This is a genomic window from Luteimonas sp. gir, assembly GCF_037198055.1.
Classification (GTDB): Bacteria; Pseudomonadota; Gammaproteobacteria; order Xanthomonadales; family Xanthomonadaceae; genus Luteimonas; species Luteimonas citri_A.
Genome location: NZ_JBBAXQ010000006.1, coordinates 121837 through 140196 on the forward strand (window position 1 = coordinate 121837; position 18360 = coordinate 140196).

An 18360-nucleotide genomic window follows, 5' to 3' on the forward strand; every position below is an offset into this window, starting at 1 on the left:
CCGGTATGCGATCGTCCGCGCCCGGCCCGTCCGCTCAGCCAGCCGCTGCCTGCGCAGGTGCCTCCGCGCTCCACAGCAGCATCGCATCGCCGTAGGAGAAGAACCGGTAGCGCTGCGCGACCGCATGCGCATAGGCGGCGAGGATGCGATCGCGACCGGCGAAAGCCGAGACCAGCATCAGCAGCGTCGACTCAGGCAAGTGGAAGTTGGTCACCATCGCATCGACGCTGCGGATGCGGTAGCCGGGGAAGATGAAGATCCGCGTCTCGCCCGCGAACGGATGCAGTTCGCCGTCCACGCTCGCGCTTTCGAGCGCACGCACGACCGTCGTGCCGACCGCGATCACGCGGCCACCGGCCTCACGGGTGCGCCGGATCTGCGCGACCAGCTCGGCGCCGACATTGAGCCATTCGCTGTGCATGCGATGCTCGCGGATGTCGTCCACGCGCATCGGCTGGAACGTGCCGGCGCCCACGTGCAGGGTCACGTGGCCAACGTCCACGCCACGCGCGCACAGCCGTTCGAGCAGCGCGTCGTCGAAATGCAGACCGGCGGTCGGCGCCGCGACCGCCCCGACCTCGCGCGCGAACACGGTCTGGTAGCGCTCGGCGTCGTCCTGCCCCGGCTCGCGCCGGATATAGGGCGGCAGCGGCATGCGCCCGACCTTCAGCAGCCAGGACTCGAGCGCGTCGCCGACCTCGAAGCGCAGGTGGTAGAAGCCCTCGTCGCGCGACAGCACCTCGGCGCTGCCACCACCGTCGAGTGCGATCCGCCCGCCCGCCTTGGGCGCCTTGCTGGCCCCGATCTGCGCGCGCGCCTCGTTGCCGGGCAACAACCGCTCGATCAGGATCTCCACGCGTCCGCCGCTGTCCTTGTGCCCGAACAGCCGCGCCGGGATCACCCGGGTGTCGTTGAACACCAGCAGATCGCCCGGCTGCAGCAACTCGGGCAGGTCACGCACATGACGGTCGTCGAATGCGCCGTCAGCAGGCGGCACGACCAGCAGCCGACTGGCCGAACGTTCGGCCAGCGGCGCCTGCGCGATCAGCGCGTCCGGCAGGTCGAAATGGAAATCGGACTTCTTCAAGAGGCGCCGGCCATCGGAAGGGGCGGCCATTGTAGGTCGCGGCGAGGCCAGGTCAGCGCCCTGCCATCGGCTCACCGCCCGATAGGTCGACTGGGAGCACAGGCTGGCACGAGACGCCCCCATCCCAACCTTCCCCCGCAGGCGGGGGAAGGGGCCAAACGCTGTGCCGCGCGGGCTCAGCTCCCCGCGCACTCGGGGTCTAACGCACACCTTAACGACATCCGCTTGCCGAATCCCCGCGCGCGCACCGAGGAGGTCGGACCGCCAGCGTGCTGAACAGGCCGAGACCAACTCACCTCCCCCGCCTGCGGGGGAGGTCGGCGCCAACAGGCGCCGGGTGGGGGCACGGGCCGTCCCGGTCACCTTCCGATCGCATGCGCATCGCCCGGTCACAGCCCCCCACCCCACCATCGGCGCCGCCGATGGTCCCTGCCCCGTGAACGCACGCGAGACGAGGGCGCCTTCCGCCCAAGGGCGGACGACTTTTACCTTTCGAACTTGGTCGACAGAATGATCGACGAGGTCGTGCGCTCGACGCCCTCCAAGCAGCCAATCCGGTCGGTCAGCACGTCCATGTCGGCGACGGTCGGCACCACGCCGAGCGCAATCAGATCGTAGGGGCCGCTGACCGAATGCAGCGTGCGCACCGCATCGATCGCACGCAGCGCGGTCACCACCGGCGTCATCTGCCGGGGCCGGACGCTGATCATGATCTGCGCACGGATGTGTCCCTGCTCGAAATCGTCGCGGACGCGCACCGTGTAGCCACTGATGACGCCATCGCGCTCGAGTCGCTCGATGCGGCTCTGCACCGTGGTGCGCGACAGCCCGAGCCGGCGCGCGATCTCGGCGGTGGACAGCCGTGCGTTCTCGCGCAACAGCATCAGCAGTCGGACGTCGGCGGGCTCACTGGACATTTTCACGCAAGGATTCGGCGATCTGCCGAAATCCTAGCAACGATTCGGCGATCCGTCGCTACCGGTCGACGGAATCGTCCAGATAATAGAAAGGACGTACCGGCTGGGGAGCCGGTCTCGCCCATCGCCGCGAGTCCACGCCCGCCACCGGCCCGCCTGCCGACCTGGGAGTCCACCGTATGTCCGTGACCCGTATCCTCGCCCCGCTCCGTGCCCATGGCGGCGCCCGCCGCACGACCGGCCTGTCCGACGAGGTCGTCGAGACCTACGCCGCGCGCCATCCTGCACTCGTCGAGGCGCTGCAGGCCGCCGCGGACGAGTACGCGCGGATCCGTGACGAATTCGCCGAGCTGCTCGACCTCGACGAAGACGCCCAGGCGCAGGCCGTGCAGGCCGGCTACGTGAACTTCTACCCCGGCGACGCGGTGAACCCCTACGTCGCACTGGCCGCACGCGGCCCGTGGATCGTCACGCTCAAGGGCGCTGTGCTGCACGACTCGGGCGGCTACGGCATGCTCGGCTTCGGCCACACGCCGGCGCCGGTGCTCGAGGCGATGGCACGGCCGGTGCCGATGGCCAACATCATGACCCCGCATCTGTCGCAGTTGCGGCTCGACCGCGCACTGCGTCGCGAGATCGGCCACACCCGCGGCGACGGCTGTCCGTACAGCCATTTCCTGTGCCTGAACTCCGGCTCCGAATCGGTCGGCCTGGCCGCCCGCATTGCCGACATCAACACCCGCGTGCAGACCGATCCGGACGGCCGCCATGCCGGGCGCACGGTCAAGCGCATCGTGGTCAAGGGCAGCTTCCACGGTCGCACCGAGCGGCCGGCGCTGTACTCCGATTCGACCCGTGCGACCTACATGAAGCACCTGGCCAGCTTCCGCGACGAAGACTCGCTGATCGCCGTGCCGCCGTACGATGTCGAGGCGCTGCGCCAGGCGTTCGCCGATGCCGACGCGAATGGCTGGTTCGTCGAAGCAGTGTTCCTGGAACCGGTCATGGGCGAAGGCGACCCCGGCCGTGCGCTGCCGCCTGCGTTCTACGCCGCTGCGCACGCGCTCACGCGCGAGCACGGCAGCCTGCTGCTGGTCGACTCGATCCAGGCCGGCCTGCGTGCGCACGGCGTGCTGTCGATCGTGGACTATCCCGGCTTCGAGGGGGTCGATGCGCCGGACATGGAGACGTACTCCAAGGCGCTCAACGCCGGCCAGTACCCGCTGTCGGTGCTCGCGGTCTCCGAAGGCGCCGCGCAGCTGTACCGCAGCGGCGTCTACGGCAACACGATGACCGCCAACCCCCGCGCGCTCGACGTGGCCTGCGCCGTGCTCGAGCAGCTGACGCCGCAGATCCGCGACAACATCCGCAAGGCCGGTCGCCGTGCGATCGAACGGCTCGAGGCGCTGCGCGCCGACGCCGGCGGCGCGATCACCAAGGTCCAGGGCACCGGCCTGCTGTTCTCGTGCGAACTGGACCCGCGGTTCAAGTGCTACGGCGCCGGTTCGACCGAGGAATGGCTGCGCGAGCGCGGTATCGGCGTGATCCACGGCGGCGCGAACTCGCTGCGCTTCACGCCGCACTTCGCGATCGGCGAGGACGAGCTCGAGCTGCTGGTGGACATGGTCGGTCGCGCGCTGCGCGAAGGTCCGCAGAAGGCGGGCGCATCGGCCGGTGCGCGTACTGCCGACAGCCGCGAGCCTGTCGAGGCCTGATCCGCGGGGCGCGTTGCCCCCACCCCAGCCCTCCCCCGCTATGCGGGTGAGGGAGCAAAGCGTCCGCTGTACGGGGAGGGCGCAAAGCGTCCGCTGTGCGGGGGGAGAGCGAAGTGTCAGCTGTGCGGGTAGGTAGCGAAAAGCGTCAACTGTGCGGCGCAGTATGCGCAGCGGTCGCCTCACGCTCGCTGAGCCGACATCGCAACCCATGCACGCGTTCGGTTTGCCGCACGCGTCTCGCTGAGACGAGACGCGGCGACTTCGCCGCGCGCTCGATCGCATCGCCGATCAGTCGGTGGGCTTCGGTGGCATCGCCCCAACCGTGCAGGTCCACGCCGTTGCCGCCTTCAGGCAGGTCCTTGTAGACGCGGAAGAACGCCTCGATGCGCGCGCGTTCGGCGGACGGCAGGTCAGCGAGATCGCGCATTCCCGCATAGGTCGGGTCGACAGCGTCGACCGGCACGCCGACGATCTTCTCATCGGCTTGTCCGCCATCGCGCATGCGCAGCACGCCCAGCGGCCGGAACCGGAGCAACGCGCCAGGATGGACCGGCGCGCGCGTGAGCACCAGTGCATCGAGCGGATCGCCGTCGCCGGCGCGTGTCCCCGGCATCGCGCCGTAATTCGCCGGATACGCCACCGGCATCGACAGGAAGCGGTCGACATGCACCAGGCCGTCCTCGGCACCGATCTCGTACTTGACGCTGCCGCCTGCGGGAATCTCCACCACCAGCAGTGCCTCGTGCGCTGTCGGGTCGGGCTGGCGCAGGTGGAACGGGTGACGCATGGACTCGGTTGCCCAGGCCGCGGTGCCCGCCAGGGGCAGCCCTGTCGCCAGCCCGAGCATGGCCACCGCCGTGCCGAAGCGCGTGCGGCGCATCGTGCTCACTCCCAGCACCGGTCGGCACGACCTTTGAGCGAGCCCTCGCGCGTGCAGCGCCGCGTCTCGATCCTGCCGTCCTCGCGCTCGACCAGCCGTTTGCGGCCGCCGTGGTCATGCAGTTCGAACGCGTCGTACAGCCGGCCGGTCGCCGTGCGCGCCTCATAGCGCAACACCGCGCCGTCGACGTGCAACACCTGGAACAGTTGGGTGTCCTCGGCGATCGGCGCCATCGTCGCCAGCGCTTGCGGGCCGATGCGGTATTGCTTGGCGCCGGCCACGCTGACCAGCAGTTGCGGTGTCTCGCCCTCCGCATCCAGCGCGCGGCGGCCGTAAGCGTGGTCGTGCCCCTGCAGCACCAGGTCCACGTGGTGCTTGCGCAGCACCGGTGCCAGGTGCGCGCGCAGCGATGTGTAGTCACGATCGGCACGCAGCGCGTACAACGGCTGATGAATCTGCACCACGCTCCAGCGGTGCGGGTTGTCGGCCAGCACGCGGTCCAGCCACTGCGCTTGCGCCGGGCCGGTCCCAAGATCCAGGATCGAAGTGCCATCGAGCACGGCGAAGCGCACGCCCTGGTAGTCGAACCAGTACGTCGTCGCCTCCACCCCGGGCGCGCCGTTGCGCGGCAAGGCGAACGTCACCGGCCAGTGCGGCGACAGCACCCGGCGTTCCTGCGGCGTGTCTTCGTGCTCTTCATGGAACTCGTGATTGCCAGCGGCGGGCGCGGTCGCGATGTCTTCGGGCAGGCCGCTCGCCGCCTCGAACCATTCGGCCCATTCGTCGTCATCGGCGCCCTGCCCGGCACCACCGCCCGACACCAGGTCGCCAGCGAACAGCGCCAGCTTCGCGTCCGGTGCCCAACGGCGCGCTTCACGGATCACTCGCGTCACCAGCGACGTGTTCTGGTTCTGGGTGTCGCCGAAGTACAGCAGTGTCATCGGCGCCGCATCCGCGGTCGCGGTGCGGAAATGGAACCAGGGGCTCCAGGTGCCGTGGCCCTGCACGCGCCAGGCATACAGCGTATCGGGCGCCAGGCCGTCGACGTCGGCGCGGTGCTGGTGCGCAGCGCCGTTGCGCGTCTCCAGCCTCTGTGTGGTCGCGACGATCGTGCGTGCCCGCCCACCGCCGACGTCCGGCGTGTCCTCAGCCGGCGCGATCTGCAATTGCGGCGCACGCACGTGCGCATCGGTGCGCCAGGCCACCGCGAACCCGGTCGCTGCATCCTGCGCGGGCGAGGCCGCGATGCGGTCCGGATACGCGCTCGCGGCGTGCCCACGGTCGCCCTCCGGTACACGGGTGTTGGGCTCGGCCTGCCGCGGCGCCTGTGCGTGCGCGGCGGGTGCGAGCAACACCAGCGCGAGCAGCGCCGCACGCAGGGAACCGGTCATGTCGAAGCTGGTCCGCATGCTCACAGCCTCCCGCACGCGGGCAGCGACAGCGCCTGCGCAATCGCACGCCAGTCGAACGCGACCAGTCCCTGGTCGTCGTGCACCGCATAGAGCACGCCGTCGGGAAATGCCGCCGACGGCGCATCGTGCAGCCAGATGCCATCGGTGTTGGCGACCGTCTTGCCGGTCACGGCGCCGACGTGCGCCAGCGAGCGGCGGTCGAACAGGTGGAACGCGGTCCGACCCTTGCCCTGCTCGGTCGTGATCCACCAACCGCTGCCATCGGCGCACGTCTTGAGCATGATGCCCTCGGCCTGCGCCTGGAACACGTCGCGGCCGAGCGTGCGCCCGGTGTAACGGCCCGCCAGGTCGTAGACCTTCAGCTCGTTGGCGTAGGTCTCGTCTTCCTCGGCGATCAGCAGCCGGTCGTTCGCCGGGTCGCCCCAGATCGATTCGACCACGCGCAACGCACCGTCGGCTGTGGTGTCGCCGAACGCACCCAACGCTTCGACCGCAAACGTTCCGCCATTGGGACGCAGCGCATAGCGGTGCACACGCCGGTCGAGCTTGTCGAGCGCCGGCAGCACATCGTGGCCCTGCGCATCCTCGCCGTCGTGATAGGAGTCGGTGACGTAGAGCGTGTAGCCATCGCCGGCCCGGTCGATCCACAGACCGTAAGGTTTGACCAAGTCCTGCGCGGCGAACGCGAGCACCGGCGCGAAGTCCGGCAGTCGCAGCACCTGCACACGATGATTGTCGCGCTCGACGACGACCACCAGGTCGTCGATCACCGCGATGCCATTGGGGCGCCGGAACTGGCCCGCCCCGCTGCCCGAAGCACCGAATGTGCGCAGCATCTCGCCGGTCACCCCGTCATAGACGACCAGACGGTCGCTGGACTTGGCCGTCGCGATCACCAGCACCTGGCCATCGGGCGCGGTCCACGCCGCCGGCGAGTCGATGTTGTCCTCGGGCGTCAGCGCACTGACGAAGGCTTCCCCGACGATCGGCAGATCACGCCCGGCGGTCTCCGGCGCGCCCTGGGCGGCCACGGTAGATGGGTCGGCGGCATCGGGCGCGGACGCCGAACAGGCCGCGATGCACAGCGCAAGCGATGCGATCGCCCACGTTCGGGAAGGGACGGGAGAAGGCCGTGTCATGGGTCACCAGGAAGTCGTGTCATCGGGGAAGCGCGCAACGGTCACGCGATGGTCATGCCGGACTGCAGCGACCGCGCATTGTGTGGACGGACGATGACATCGGCATGTCACCGCGATGGCGCACCTGCAGCGTCGCCATCATGAATCCGCAACACAGTCGACCCAGACTTTTCGAACGTTCGCGAGGCGCTCGTGAACACCGGTCTGCGCCAAGCCAAGGGGGCGCGCAGGCCGACGCGCCCCTGCCACTTTCCGGAGTTCCGATGACATCGACCCAGACCGCGATCGCCGTGGCGATCGCCGCCGCGCTGTTCGCAGCCACCCCGTCCGCCGCCCACGCACAGACCGCCGCTGACGGCGTCGCCGCGATGGCCGGCACGATCGTCGGCCAGGTCCGCGAGGCATCGCGTGGTATCGCCCTTGAGGGCGCGCTCGTCACCGTCGGCGGCCGACAGGCCAGCACCGACGGCGAAGGTCTGTTCCGTGTCGTCGGCCTGCCCGCGGGTCGCCACACGCTGCGTGTGGATTATCTGGGCTACGGCGCCTACGAGACCGAGGTCATGATCGGCGACAGCCGCGGCACGCGCCTCGATGTCGCGCTGACCAGCACCGCCGGCGCGACCGACTTCGGCGTCGTCGAAGTCCGCGCCAGCCGCGACGCCCAGGCGCGAGCGCTCAACCAGCAACGCACGTCGACCCACTACGTCAATGTCGTGTCGGCCGATCTGCTGGGCCAGTTCCCCGACAACAATATCGCCGAGTCCACCCAGCGCATCTCCGGCGTGTCGATCGAGCGCGACCAGGGCGAGGGCCGCTACGTCACCGTGCGCGGCGCGCCCAAGGAATACACCACTGTCTCGATCGACGGCGTGCAACTGGCCAATCCCGATGCCGGCAGCCGCGGCGTGGAACTGGACACCATTCCGTCGGATGTGATCTCCGCGCTTGAGGTCACCAAGGCGCTGACACCCGACATGGACGGCGATGCGATCGCCGGTAACATCAACATCCGCACCCAGAGTGCGCTCGACCGCGACGGCCTGACGCTGCGCGCCTCGGTCGCCGGCGGCGCCTACCAGTTGGGCGACGGCGACAACGAGCGTTACAACGCGACAATCGGTAACCGCTTCGGCGCCGATCGCAACATCGGCGTGCTGATCTCCGGCTCGCTCAGCAAGCAGGGGCGATTCACCGACAATGTCGAAAGCCTGTACGAGCGCGTCGACGCGGGCTTCGCGCCTACCGAGATCCAGATCAAGGACTACGAGGGCACACGCACCCGCAAGGGCCTGACCGGCCGCTTCGACTTTCGCATCGATCCCGACAACCTCGTCTACCTGGTCGCCTCCGACGCCAACTTCGTCGATCACGAGTTCCGCGACAATCTGACCATCACACTCGACCGCCACACCGCGGACTCGGACGAAACCACCGGGACCGCGCGCGCAACCTTCGACAAGGAACTGCGCGAACGCACCTACGACAAGACCATCCGGACCTACACCCTGGGCGGCGAGCATTATCTGGGCGAGACCTGGAAGCTCGACTGGCAGGCCTCTCGCAGCGAGGCGACCAAGGTCACCGACCCGCGCCAGCAGTACATCTTCCGCGCCACCGTGCGCCCGCAGCTCGACTACGACTACGCCAACCCCGACTTCCCCGTCTGGACGATCCGCGGCCGCGACGATGCGCCGGCCACCGGCGTGAACCTGCCCGAGGACTGGTATGCGTTCCGCCGCCTCAACGACCGCTTCGAGTACAGCGAAGAGGCGGAAACCGGCCTGCGACTGGATCTGGCTCGCCCCCAATCGCTCATCGGCCAGACCGGCGACCTGCGCGTCGGCGTGCGCGCGCGGCTGCGCGACAAGCAGTTCGACGACGAGCGCTACCGCAATGGCGAGCGCGACGACTTCGACGCGTTGGGCATCGCCTATTCGGACATGCTCTGCGACAGCCTGTCCAACAACTTCGGCTACTTCCTGACCGGCCGGCGCTTCTGCCGCGACATCTTCGACCGCTACGCGGGGCCGTTGAAGGACAGCGACGCCCACGAACGCCTGATTCCCGATTCGCTGACCGGCGACTACCGCGCAGAGGAAGACGTGTACGCGGGCTACGCGCGCCTGGACGCGACCTGGAACGCGCTGACGATGGTGGCCGGTGTGCGCTACGAGCGCACCGAGACCGCGGGCATGGCGACCGCATTCGACGAGGACACGGGGATCGCGACCCCGGTCTCGGCCGGCCGCCGCTACGGCAACGTTCTGCCCAGCGTGCACCTGCGCTATGAGCTCACGCCCGACAGCATCGTGCGGGCCTCGTACTCGACCGCGCTCAACCGCCCCGATTTCATGCACACCGCGCCCTACCGCATCCTCGGCGAGGCCGACGACCGCAATGTCATCGCGATCGACGAGGGCAACCCGCAGGTGCGCGAGGCCTACGCGCATAACCTCGATCTGTCGTTCGAGCACTACCTGCGCCCGCTGGGCCTGGTGTCGGGCGCGCTGTTCTACAAGCGCATCGAGGACCCGCTGTTCCTCGCCTCGCACGACGAAGCCGCCGACGGTGGTCAAACACTGCGCATCACCCGCGCCGAAAACGGCGACCGCGGCCGGATCTACGGCGCGGAACTGACCTGGCAGCAGACCTTCGACCGGTTGCCCGGCGTGCTCGCGGGCCTGGGCCTCTACGCCAACTACACCTACGCCAAGTCCGAGGCGCAGTTGCCGTTCGGCCTGGGCGAGACCGAGCTGCCGGGCACGTCGCGCGACAACTACAACATCGCGCTGACCTACGAGCGCGCGGGCCTGGATGCGCGTCTGGCCTACAACGATCGCTCGCGCTTCATCCAGGCATTCGACATCAGCAATCCCGAACTGAACATCTACTGGGACGATCGCGCGAGCCTGGACTTCTCGGCGAGCCTGGTGCTCGGCGCGGGCTGGCGCGTGTTCGGCGAGATCAACAACCTGCAAAACACGCGCCAGGTCCGCTTCCAGGGCCAGCGCAACCGGGTGCTGGAGATGGAAGGCTTCGGCCGGTCGTGGCTGGCGGGCGTGCGCTACCAGTTCTGACCGCCCGGCGCGGCTGCACGACACCGGCACCGGACCTTACGTCCGGTGCCGGGCGGACCCAGAGACCCGCGTGCCCTATCCTGTCGGCATCGCCCGTTCCGTTCCCGATGCCCATGAAGATCGTCGAAGTCCGCCACCCACTGGTCCAGCACAAGCTCGGACTGATGCGCCGCGCCGACAACAGCACCAAGACCTTCCGCGAACTGTCCGCCGAGGTCGCCACGCTGCTGACCTACGAGGCCACCTCGGACCTCGAGACCGAGGACGCGTCGGTCGATGGCTGGGCCGGCCCGGTGCAGGTACGACGCATCAAGGGCCGCAAGATCACCCTGGTGCCGATCCTGCGTGCCGGCATCGGCATGCTGCCCGGCGTGCTCGAGCTCATCCCGGCGGCCAAGGTCAGTGTCGTCGGCATCAAGCGCGACGAGACCTCGCTGCAGGCAGTGCCCTACTACGAGAACCTCGTCGGCGACATGGCCGACCGCACCGCGCTGATCCTCGACCCGATGCTCGCCACCGGCGGCACGCTGATCGCCACGGTCGCGATGCTCAAGGCCGCGGGCGCCAGCCGGATCAAGGGCCTGTTCCTGGTCGCCGCGCCCGAGGGGCTGCGCGCGCTCGAGGCCGCCCATCCCGATGTCGAGGTCTACACCGCCTCGATCGACCAGCGCCTGGACGAACGCGGCTACATCCTGCCGGGTCTGGGCGACGCGGGCGACAAGATCTTCGGCACCCGGGTCGACTGAGCGGGGCGCCGCACGCTCGCGACCTCAGGTCCTATCCGGCCAGCGCCGGAGGAGGTCGGGCGATCCCCCGACGCGCCGACACGCGCGCGGCGCGATACCGTCGGGCAGCGCCATGCGGAACAGCGGCGCCAGGCCGCGCAGCACACGTGCGCAGGCGCGGTTGCGGATCCTCTGCAGCGGTGTGATCTGCAGCAGCGCCTCGGCCCAGGGCGGCAGCAGCGCGGCACCGGCGCCGATGAACAGCCCGCGCAACAGCGCCCCGCCCGGCACCGGCAGGCGGGTCGTGCGCAGCACCGCCAGCACTTCGCGCGAGCGCGCATCGAAGCGCAGTTCCGGGCGCACCTGGGCGAAGTAGTCGGTCATCGCCGCACCGCTCGTCGGCACCTCGCGGGCGCCCAGCGCTTCGGCGACCCGGCGCGACTCGTCGTAGTAACGGTCGTCGACCCAATCGGGCGTGGGCAGCCCGGCATAGGTCCGAAAGCCCTGCAGGAACGCATAGGCCTCGGTCGCATGCACCCAGGTCAACAGCGCGGGATCGTCGGCTGCGTAGGGAATGCCGTCGGCGGTGGTGCCGCGCACCTGGCCGTGGATGGCGGCGACCCGCGCGATCAGCTGCTGCGCCTGTGCGGTGCCGGCATAGGTGGTGCCTGCAACGAAGGCCGTGGTGCGGCGCAGCCGCCCGATCAGGTCGGTGCGGAAATCGGAGTGGTCCCACACGCCGGCCAGCGCACGCGGATGCAGCGCCTGCAGCAGCAAGGCGCACAGACCACCGGCGAGCATGCCGGGGAAATCGCCGTGGATCCGCCAGGTCACCGCCTCCGGGCCGAACAGGCCCGGATCGCCCGCTGGCGTGTCGTAGTCGATCCCACTCTGCCCACGCGGGAACACGCCCAACACCCACCTGCGGAGCGCGGCGGTGAGCGGAGCGGCAAGGCCGGGGCGAGGCGCGTCCATGCCCGCCAGGCTAGCCGGCCAGCGTCGACGATGGCGTCGATGCCGGCGAGGTCGCATGCGACAATTCACACACGTCGCCGACGCGTCCACACCCGTCCGCGCCGCTCCGTCAGCCAGGGGCCTCGGCCCTCAGCCAGCCGCGCCGCCTCCCCTTGCCGACAGGACTGCTTCGCCATGCCCGCTTTTCCGTTTCCCGCGCCGACCGCGTCGTTGCGCGCATGCCGTGCCCCACTCGCGCTCGCCCTGCTCGCCTGCATCGCGGCGACCCCCGCGCTTGCCCAGGACCTCGCGCCCGATGCGCAGACCCGCACGCTCGATACGGTGCTGGTGACCGCCGACGGTTCGCAGGTCGAACTGCCACCTGCCTATGCCGGCGGCCAGGTCGCCACCGGCGGGCGCGTCGGCCTGTTCGGCAACCTCGACCTGATGGACACGCCGTTCAACAGCCTCAACTTCACCGCCGACCTGATGCGCGACCAGCAGGCGCGCAGCGTCGCCGATGTCGTGCAGAACGACCCCGCGGTACGGGTCGCGCGCGGCTTCGGCAACTTCCAGGAGCTGTACGTCGTGCGCGGCCTGCCGGTGTACTCCGACGACATGAGCTACAACGGCCTGTACGGGCTGCTGCCGCGGCAGTATGTCGCGGCGGAATTCCTGGAGCGCGTAGAGGTGTTCCGCGGCGCCAACAGCTTCATCAATGGCGCGGCGCCCGGCGGCAGCGGCATCGGTGGCGCATTCAATCTGGTGCCCAAGCGCGCCGGTGACGACGCCCTGACCCGGCTGACGCTGGGCTACGAGAGCGACGGCCAAGGCTACGCCGCGGCCGACGTCTCACGCCGCTTCGGTGCGGACCGCGCCTGGGGGGTGCGCGCCAACGCCGTGCGCCGCGACGGCGATACCGTGCTCGACGAAGCCCGCGAGCTCGGCGTGCTGGCGCTCGGCGTCGACTATCGCGGCGAACGCGCGCGCTTCTCGGCCGACCTGGGCTGGCAGGACCACCGCATCGATGCGCCGCGACCCAGCGTCACGCCCACCGGCTTGATCCCGAAGGCGCCCGCGGCCGACGTGAACTTCGCCCAGCCGTGGACCTTCACTGACGAGGAGGACCTGTTCGGCGTGGTTCGCGGCGAGTACGACCTCAGCGACACCGCGACGGCGTGGGCGGCGGCCGGCATCCGCGACAGCCGCGAGCACAACGTGCTGGCCAACCCGCGGGTCGACACCGCCGGCAATCTGACCGCGTCGCGTTTCGACAACGTGCGCGAGGACCTGCTGCGCACCGGCGAGATCGGGCTGCGCACCGAGTTCCGCACCGGCGCAGTAGGCCACCGCGTCAGCGTGACCGGCGCGTTCTTCGATCTCGACTCGCAGAACGCCTTTGCGACCGGCACCCGCCGCGCGGCGGGCACGCTGTACGCGCCGGTCGCCACCCCGTTGCCGCCGACGAGCCCGGCAATCGGCGATATGGCCGATCCGCTGACCACCAGCCGCACCCAGACCGCGAGCGTCGCGATCGCCGACACCCTGCGGCTGGCCGATGAGCGCGTGCTGCTGACCCTGGGCGCGCGTCGGCAGACCTTGCGCCAGTCCAGCTACGACTACACCACCGGCGCCGCGCTCGACCGCTATGACGACAACGCGGTCACGCCGGTGGCGGCGGTCGTGTTCAAGCTCGGCCGGCAGGTCTCGCTGTATGCCAATTACGCCGAGGCGCTGCTGCCCGGCCAGACCGTCGCGCAGACCAGCGCCGACGGCACCCCGATCGTCAACGCCGGCGAGATCCTCGACCCGTTCCGCTCCAAGCAGTACGAGGTCGGCGCCAAGTACGACGCTGGCGGATGGGGGGCGAGCGCCGCGGTGTTCCGCATCGCCAAGCCGAACGCGATCGAGCAGGACTACCGGGTCAGCGCCGACGGCGAGCAGCGCAACCAGGGCCTGGAACTGAGTGTCTACGGCCAGCCGGCCGACGGCCTGCGCGTGCTCGGCGGCCTGACCTTGCTCGACGCCACGCTGCGCCGCACCCAGGACGGCATCAACGAAGGCAACGACGTGATCGGCGTGCCCGACGTGCAGGCCAATGCCGGCATCGATTGGGACGTCCCTGGCGTGGACGGGCTCACGCTCGATGCGCGGGCGGTGTACACCGGCCGCCAGGCGGCGCGCGCGGACAATGCGCTGGAACTGCCGTCCTGGACGCGGTTCGATCTGGGCACGCGCTACGCATTCGGGGCCGGCGGCCGCAACTGGACGCTGCGCGCGCGCGTGGACAACGTCTTCGATCGCGCCTACTGGGCCTCGACCGGCGGCACCGCCGGTGCCAACTACCTGGTGCTGGCGGCGCCGCGCACGGTCACGCTGTCGATCTCGCTCGCACTGTGATGCCGTGTGCCGAACGGACGCCGTGGCGTCCGTTCGGATGTCCTGTGCGGCGGCGGCGTGCGATCCGGGCGCCGCCGACGCGGCATCACTCGAGCGGAATGCGGACCACGCTTTCCAGTGCGCTGGCAGTGTAGTCCTTGTTGAAGGGCGCCTTGACCGTCACGTACAGCGCCTTGCCGTCGGGCGCGATCTCCAGGCTGTTGGGATTGGGCGGCAGTGTCCAGGTGCGGCGCACGGCGTAGCTGTCGGCGTCGAGTTCGGTGACCGTGCCCTGGTCGCGATGGGTCACGTAGAGCGCCTTGCGCTCGGGATGGAGCTTGATGCCCATCGAATCGCCGACCGGCAGACTGCGCTCGACCTTGCCGGTGCGCGTGTCGAACACCAGCACCGTCGCGCCCTTCGAGTGGTCGGTCACGAACAGGCGGTGGGTGGCCGGATCGTGGGCAAGGTTGAGCAGCAGGTACTCCTTGCCGTCGCCGGGCGTCCAGCGGTGCTGGATCGCATGGGTCGTGGTGTCGATCACCAGCACCTCGCCGTCGCCGTTGGCCGCGTACAGCCGGCCGGCTGCCGGATCGAGCAGCAGGCCGGTCACCCACTTGCCGGCATCGCCGATCGTCGCGCGCAGCGTCAGCGTGGCCGCGTCGACCACCCAGATCAGCCCGGGGGCGCCGACGCCGCCGACATACAGCGTGCCGCTGGCTTCGTCGAGGATCACCTGCCGCGGGCCGTAGTACGTGCCGTCGGAGGCCTTGTCCTCGAAGCGCAGCCGGCCCTTGACCTCGCCGCTGACCGCGTCGATCGCGGTGAGCCCACGCTCGACGCTGTTGGTCACGTACAGGGTCTCGCCCTTGGCGTCGGTCGCGATGGCGAAGTTGCGCAGGTCGGTGTGGGTCTGACCGCGGGTCTCCAGCGTGAGCGGGTCGAGCCGGTAGATCACCCCGCCCTTGGTGTCGGGCGCGGCCTCCGAGGACGCCACGAACAAGGCGTTCGCGGCCTGGCTGTAACGCGCCTCGTAGACTCCGCGCGCGAGATCGCGGCGCAGCACGCCCTCGGGCAGCGCGGTCGCGGTGGCCGCAGGCGTTGCGACGGTCGGCGCCTGCTGGGCATGCGCGAGCGACGACAAGCCAAGCGCGAGCGCGGTCGCGGCAGCCAGCAAGGTCGAAGTGCGGGGGGACGGGGTCATGGGCATGGACTCGGCTGGACGGGGTGGGAGGGTGCCCGCATCGGAGCCTGGCGACAGGGCCGTCGCAGGCACGGGCCGGTGCTGAGCCCGACCGTAGGCGCCGTCGAGCTCGCTGGCTCGCGACGCTTACTTATCGGGAACGATTCTCATTTTCCAGATGAGGGGGCGGCTTGTCCATGGTCGCCCACCTTCACGGCAGCCGCAGTGGTCCCACCGCATCGAGGACGCGGGCGTCGTGACCCCCATCCCCACCGCCGAACGCCGAGCCGCTCGCCTTCGGCTGCAAGGGGCGGAACCCATCGTCGTAATCCCAGGTCACCGCATGCACGCGCGCGCCGACGAGCGTCGTCGGGTCACCCAGCGACGAGGCCGGCAGCGTGAAGCGAATCGTCGCCGCGTCCGGATCGACCTCGATGCGCGCCGGCTGCGCCTGCGGCGTGCCCTCGGTGTCGGCGTCGGCGCCTTCCGCCGAGAACAGCGCGTTCGACCAGCCGTGCGCACGGATGCGGTAATGCCAACGCATCCCGTCGGGCAGGCGCGCGTTCTGCTGGGGCATCACCTCGCTGCCGCCGTCGTGTCCCGGCAATTCGATGAACACCACCGGCGCGACATGGTCGAAGCCGTTGGGCGGATTCCAGCCCTGGGTGACGCTGGCCATGCGCAAGGTGACGCGCAGCGCGCCGCCGCTGGTCTCGACCTCCAACCCACGCAGGTCGCCCTGCCGCTGCGTCCGCCACTGACCGCCGGTGGGATAGACCACGCGCCCGTCCAGGCCGTGATCGTCGCCGACCGGATCGTCCATGCGTGCCACCGCTCGCCAGTCGCGTTCGACCTGGAACGGCTGCGCTGTCGATGCGGTCCGATCAGCCTCACGCCACAGCACCAGGCGATGCCTGCGCGCCGGATCGATCCAACTGTCGGTGCGCAGCGTCGCCGTCCAGCGACCATCGGCACCGGCCACGACGCGCGGGGCGCGCTGCAGATCGCCATCGACCACGACTTGCAACACGTCGCCGGGTGCCGCACGTCCGTGCAGCACCACGTCGTCGCGCCATGGGGCTGGCGGCAGCGCATCGAGCGTCGGTTCCGCGGACTGCGGTGCCTCCGGCGGTGCCTCGCCGCCGCGCAGCCGCCAGACCAGCCCCGCACGCGGCGGCAGCACCAGCGTCAGCCGACCATCGGCGGCGACGGTCAGCGGCGCCGGATCGCCATCGAGTCCGAACACACCCTCCAGCCGCGTGCCGGCCGGCAGCCCCGTCTCCAGCGCATCGACCAGCACCGGCGCATCGGCGGTGTTGAACGCAACCAGCGCAAGCGCCGCCTCGTGGCGGGTGGCCCACACCAGCGCGCCCGGCCCACCGCCGCTGTCGCGCAACACCTCGGGCACCCCACGCGAGAACACCCGGTCGTCGAGCCGCAGCGCCGACATCGCAGCGATCTCGCGATACAGCGGTGCGGCGGTGTCGAACGCATCGCCCTGCGCGCCAACGCCGCCGGCGAACATCGCCGTGCGGCGCCCCGAAAAGCCCTGCTCGGTGCCGTAGTACAGCGTGGGAATGCCCGGCAGGGTCATCATCGCCAGCAGCGCCTGACGCAGGGCGCGCGTATCGGCACCGGCCAGGAACCGGTCGACGTCGTGGTTGTCGACGAAGCTCGGCATCCAGTGCAGGCGCGGATGCAGCGCGACCATGCTGGCGATGCGATGGCCGAGCACCGCGGTCGGCTCGCCGCGCGCGAACACGTCGCCGAGACTGCCGTAGAGCGGGAAGTTGATCATGCCGGGCAAGCGCTCGCCGCCGGACTCGGTGCGCATATAGGCCTCGAGCCGGCGCGCCTGGCGGTCCTCGAACGGCTTGTCGATCGCAAAGCCCTCGCCGAACACATGGAAGTCCTCGCGGCCGGTGGCGCGCGCGACCGCGGCGATGCCCGGCGCATCGCGCTCCTCGGCGTGCAGGAAATCGTCGAAAAACTCCGCCGGCACGTGCAGCGCAGTGTCGACACGGAACGCATCGACGCCGATGTCGCGGATCCAATCGCCGTAGCTGCGCCGCAGCGCGCGGCGGACTTCGGGATGTTCGGTATTGAGATCGTCGAGGCCGGCGAGCTGATAGGTCAGCTCCTGCGTGCGGTCGGTGAAATCGACGATGTCGGGCGTCCAGTGGTAGATCCCATCGCGGCGCTGGGCCGGATCGCGCGCATCGTTGCGGTCGAACGGGGGCTGCACCGGCGCCTGGCGCCCGCGCGCATCAATGAAGCGCACGAATCCGGCCGCCGGATCGTCCGCGCGCCAGCCGTCGGGATAGCCGAAATAGTTCGCGGTGTGGTTCACCACGATGTCCTGGATCAAGTACATGCCGCGGCCGTGCAGACCGCGCGACAGGGCGCGGTAGTCGTCGCGCGTGCCGAAGTGCGGGTCGATGGCGGAGAAATCGTCCGCCCAGTAACCGTGATAGCCACCGTAGCGCGTCGCCTCATTCCACCACTGGTGCGCCACCGGTGGAGTGATCCACACCGCCGTCGCACCCAGTCCCTGCACGTAGTCGAGCCGGCGCGTCACCCCCGCAAGGTCGCCGCCGCTGTAGCGCGCCGGATCGTTGGGATCGTACTCGCCGGTGCCCTGGTCGTTATTGGACGGATCGCCATCGTCGAAGCGGTCGATCATCACGAAGTAGACGATCTGATCGCGCCAATCGGGCGACGGCACGTGCAGGTCGCCCGCACTTGCCGCGCCAGCGACCAAGGACAGGCACGCGAGCGCGAGACCTCGCACGCACGCCCGCATGCGCTGCTGCATGTAAACGTTTTCCATCGCCGCCTCCCAGCGCCATCGACGCCCCATCGTCGACGAGCGCCACCGCATTGCGCCATGAA

General features: G+C 69.9%; 11 protein-coding genes and 1 pseudogene. 4 read left to right on the forward strand and 8 right to left on the reverse strand.

What is annotated here, in order from left to right:
• Nucleotides 1-34: 34 nt before the first annotated feature.
• Both queA and WAF18_RS10060 read right to left on the reverse strand, forming a co-directional pair.
• Nucleotides 35-1087 (reverse strand): tRNA preQ1(34) S-adenosylmethionine ribosyltransferase-isomerase QueA, encoded by a 1053-nt coding sequence (queA, locus tag WAF18_RS10055; protein WP_337244967.1) that lies wholly within the window; start codon nt 1085-1087, stop codon nt 35-37.
• Nucleotides 1088-1572: 485 nt separating this feature from the next.
• The gene (locus WAF18_RS10060; protein ID WP_183426275.1) at nt 1573-2004 is read right to left on the reverse strand and encodes an Lrp/AsnC family transcriptional regulator; all 432 of its coding nucleotides are present in this window, start codon (nt 2002-2004) and stop codon (nt 1573-1575) included.
• Between the two features lie 179 nt (nt 2005-2183).
• Between WAF18_RS10060 and WAF18_RS10065 the strand changes: the two genes are divergently transcribed.
• Nucleotides 2184-3719 (forward strand): aminotransferase class III-fold pyridoxal phosphate-dependent enzyme, encoded by a 1536-nt coding sequence (locus WAF18_RS10065; RefSeq protein ID WP_337244968.1) that lies wholly within the window; start codon nt 2184-2186, stop codon nt 3717-3719.
• A gap of 259 nt (nt 3720-3978) precedes the next feature.
• Here WAF18_RS10065 and WAF18_RS10070 read toward each other — a convergent pair.
• The 3 genes and pseudogenes from WAF18_RS10070 to WAF18_RS10080 form a co-directional block, all read right to left on the reverse strand.
• A pseudogene (locus WAF18_RS10070) lies at nt 3979-4506 on the reverse strand (inorganic diphosphatase); the annotation flags it as partial.
• Nucleotides 4507-4604: 98 nt separating this feature from the next.
• Entirely contained in the window at nt 4605-5990 is a 1386-nt protein-coding gene (locus WAF18_RS10075; protein WP_337244969.1) for a metallophosphoesterase family protein, read from the reverse strand.
• A 20-nt stretch (nt 5991-6010) separates the two neighbouring features.
• Nucleotides 6011-7150, reverse strand: coding sequence for a phytase (locus WAF18_RS10080; RefSeq protein WP_337244970.1), 1140 nt, complete (start codon nt 7148-7150; stop codon nt 6011-6013).
• A 263-nt stretch (nt 7151-7413) separates the two neighbouring features.
• Between WAF18_RS10080 and WAF18_RS10085 the strand changes: the two genes are divergently transcribed.
• Both WAF18_RS10085 and upp read left to right on the forward strand, forming a co-directional pair.
• On the forward strand, nt 7414-10227 hold the full coding sequence (locus WAF18_RS10085) for a TonB-dependent receptor (protein WP_337244971.1): 2814 nt from the start codon (nt 7414-7416) through the stop codon (nt 10225-10227).
• A 113-nt stretch (nt 10228-10340) separates the two neighbouring features.
• A complete protein-coding gene (upp, locus tag WAF18_RS10090; protein ID WP_183426277.1) occupies nt 10341-10973 on the forward strand; it encodes a uracil phosphoribosyltransferase in 633 nt (210 codons plus the stop codon).
• 24 nt (nt 10974-10997) lie between these two features.
• On the opposite strand, the gene WAF18_RS10095 is transcribed toward upp, so the two are convergent.
• Nucleotides 10998-11927 (reverse strand): oxygenase MpaB family protein, encoded by a 930-nt coding sequence (locus tag WAF18_RS10095; RefSeq protein WP_183426152.1) that lies wholly within the window; start codon nt 11925-11927, stop codon nt 10998-11000.
• A gap of 174 nt (nt 11928-12101) precedes the next feature.
• Between WAF18_RS10095 and WAF18_RS10100 the strand changes: the two genes are divergently transcribed.
• Nucleotides 12102-14306, forward strand: coding sequence for a TonB-dependent siderophore receptor (locus WAF18_RS10100; RefSeq protein WP_337244972.1), 2205 nt, complete (start codon nt 12102-12104; stop codon nt 14304-14306).
• 85 nt (nt 14307-14391) lie between these two features.
• Here the strand turns inward: WAF18_RS10100 and WAF18_RS10105 are convergent, their stop codons facing one another.
• On the reverse strand, nt 14392-15489 hold the full coding sequence (locus WAF18_RS10105; RefSeq protein ID WP_337244973.1) for a YncE family protein: 1098 nt from the start codon (nt 15487-15489) through the stop codon (nt 14392-14394).
• Between the two features lie 190 nt (nt 15490-15679).
• Entirely contained in the window at nt 15680-18298 is a 2619-nt protein-coding gene (locus WAF18_RS10110) for an alpha-amylase family glycosyl hydrolase (RefSeq protein ID WP_337244974.1), read from the reverse strand.
• Nucleotides 18299-18360 lie beyond the last annotated feature (62 nt).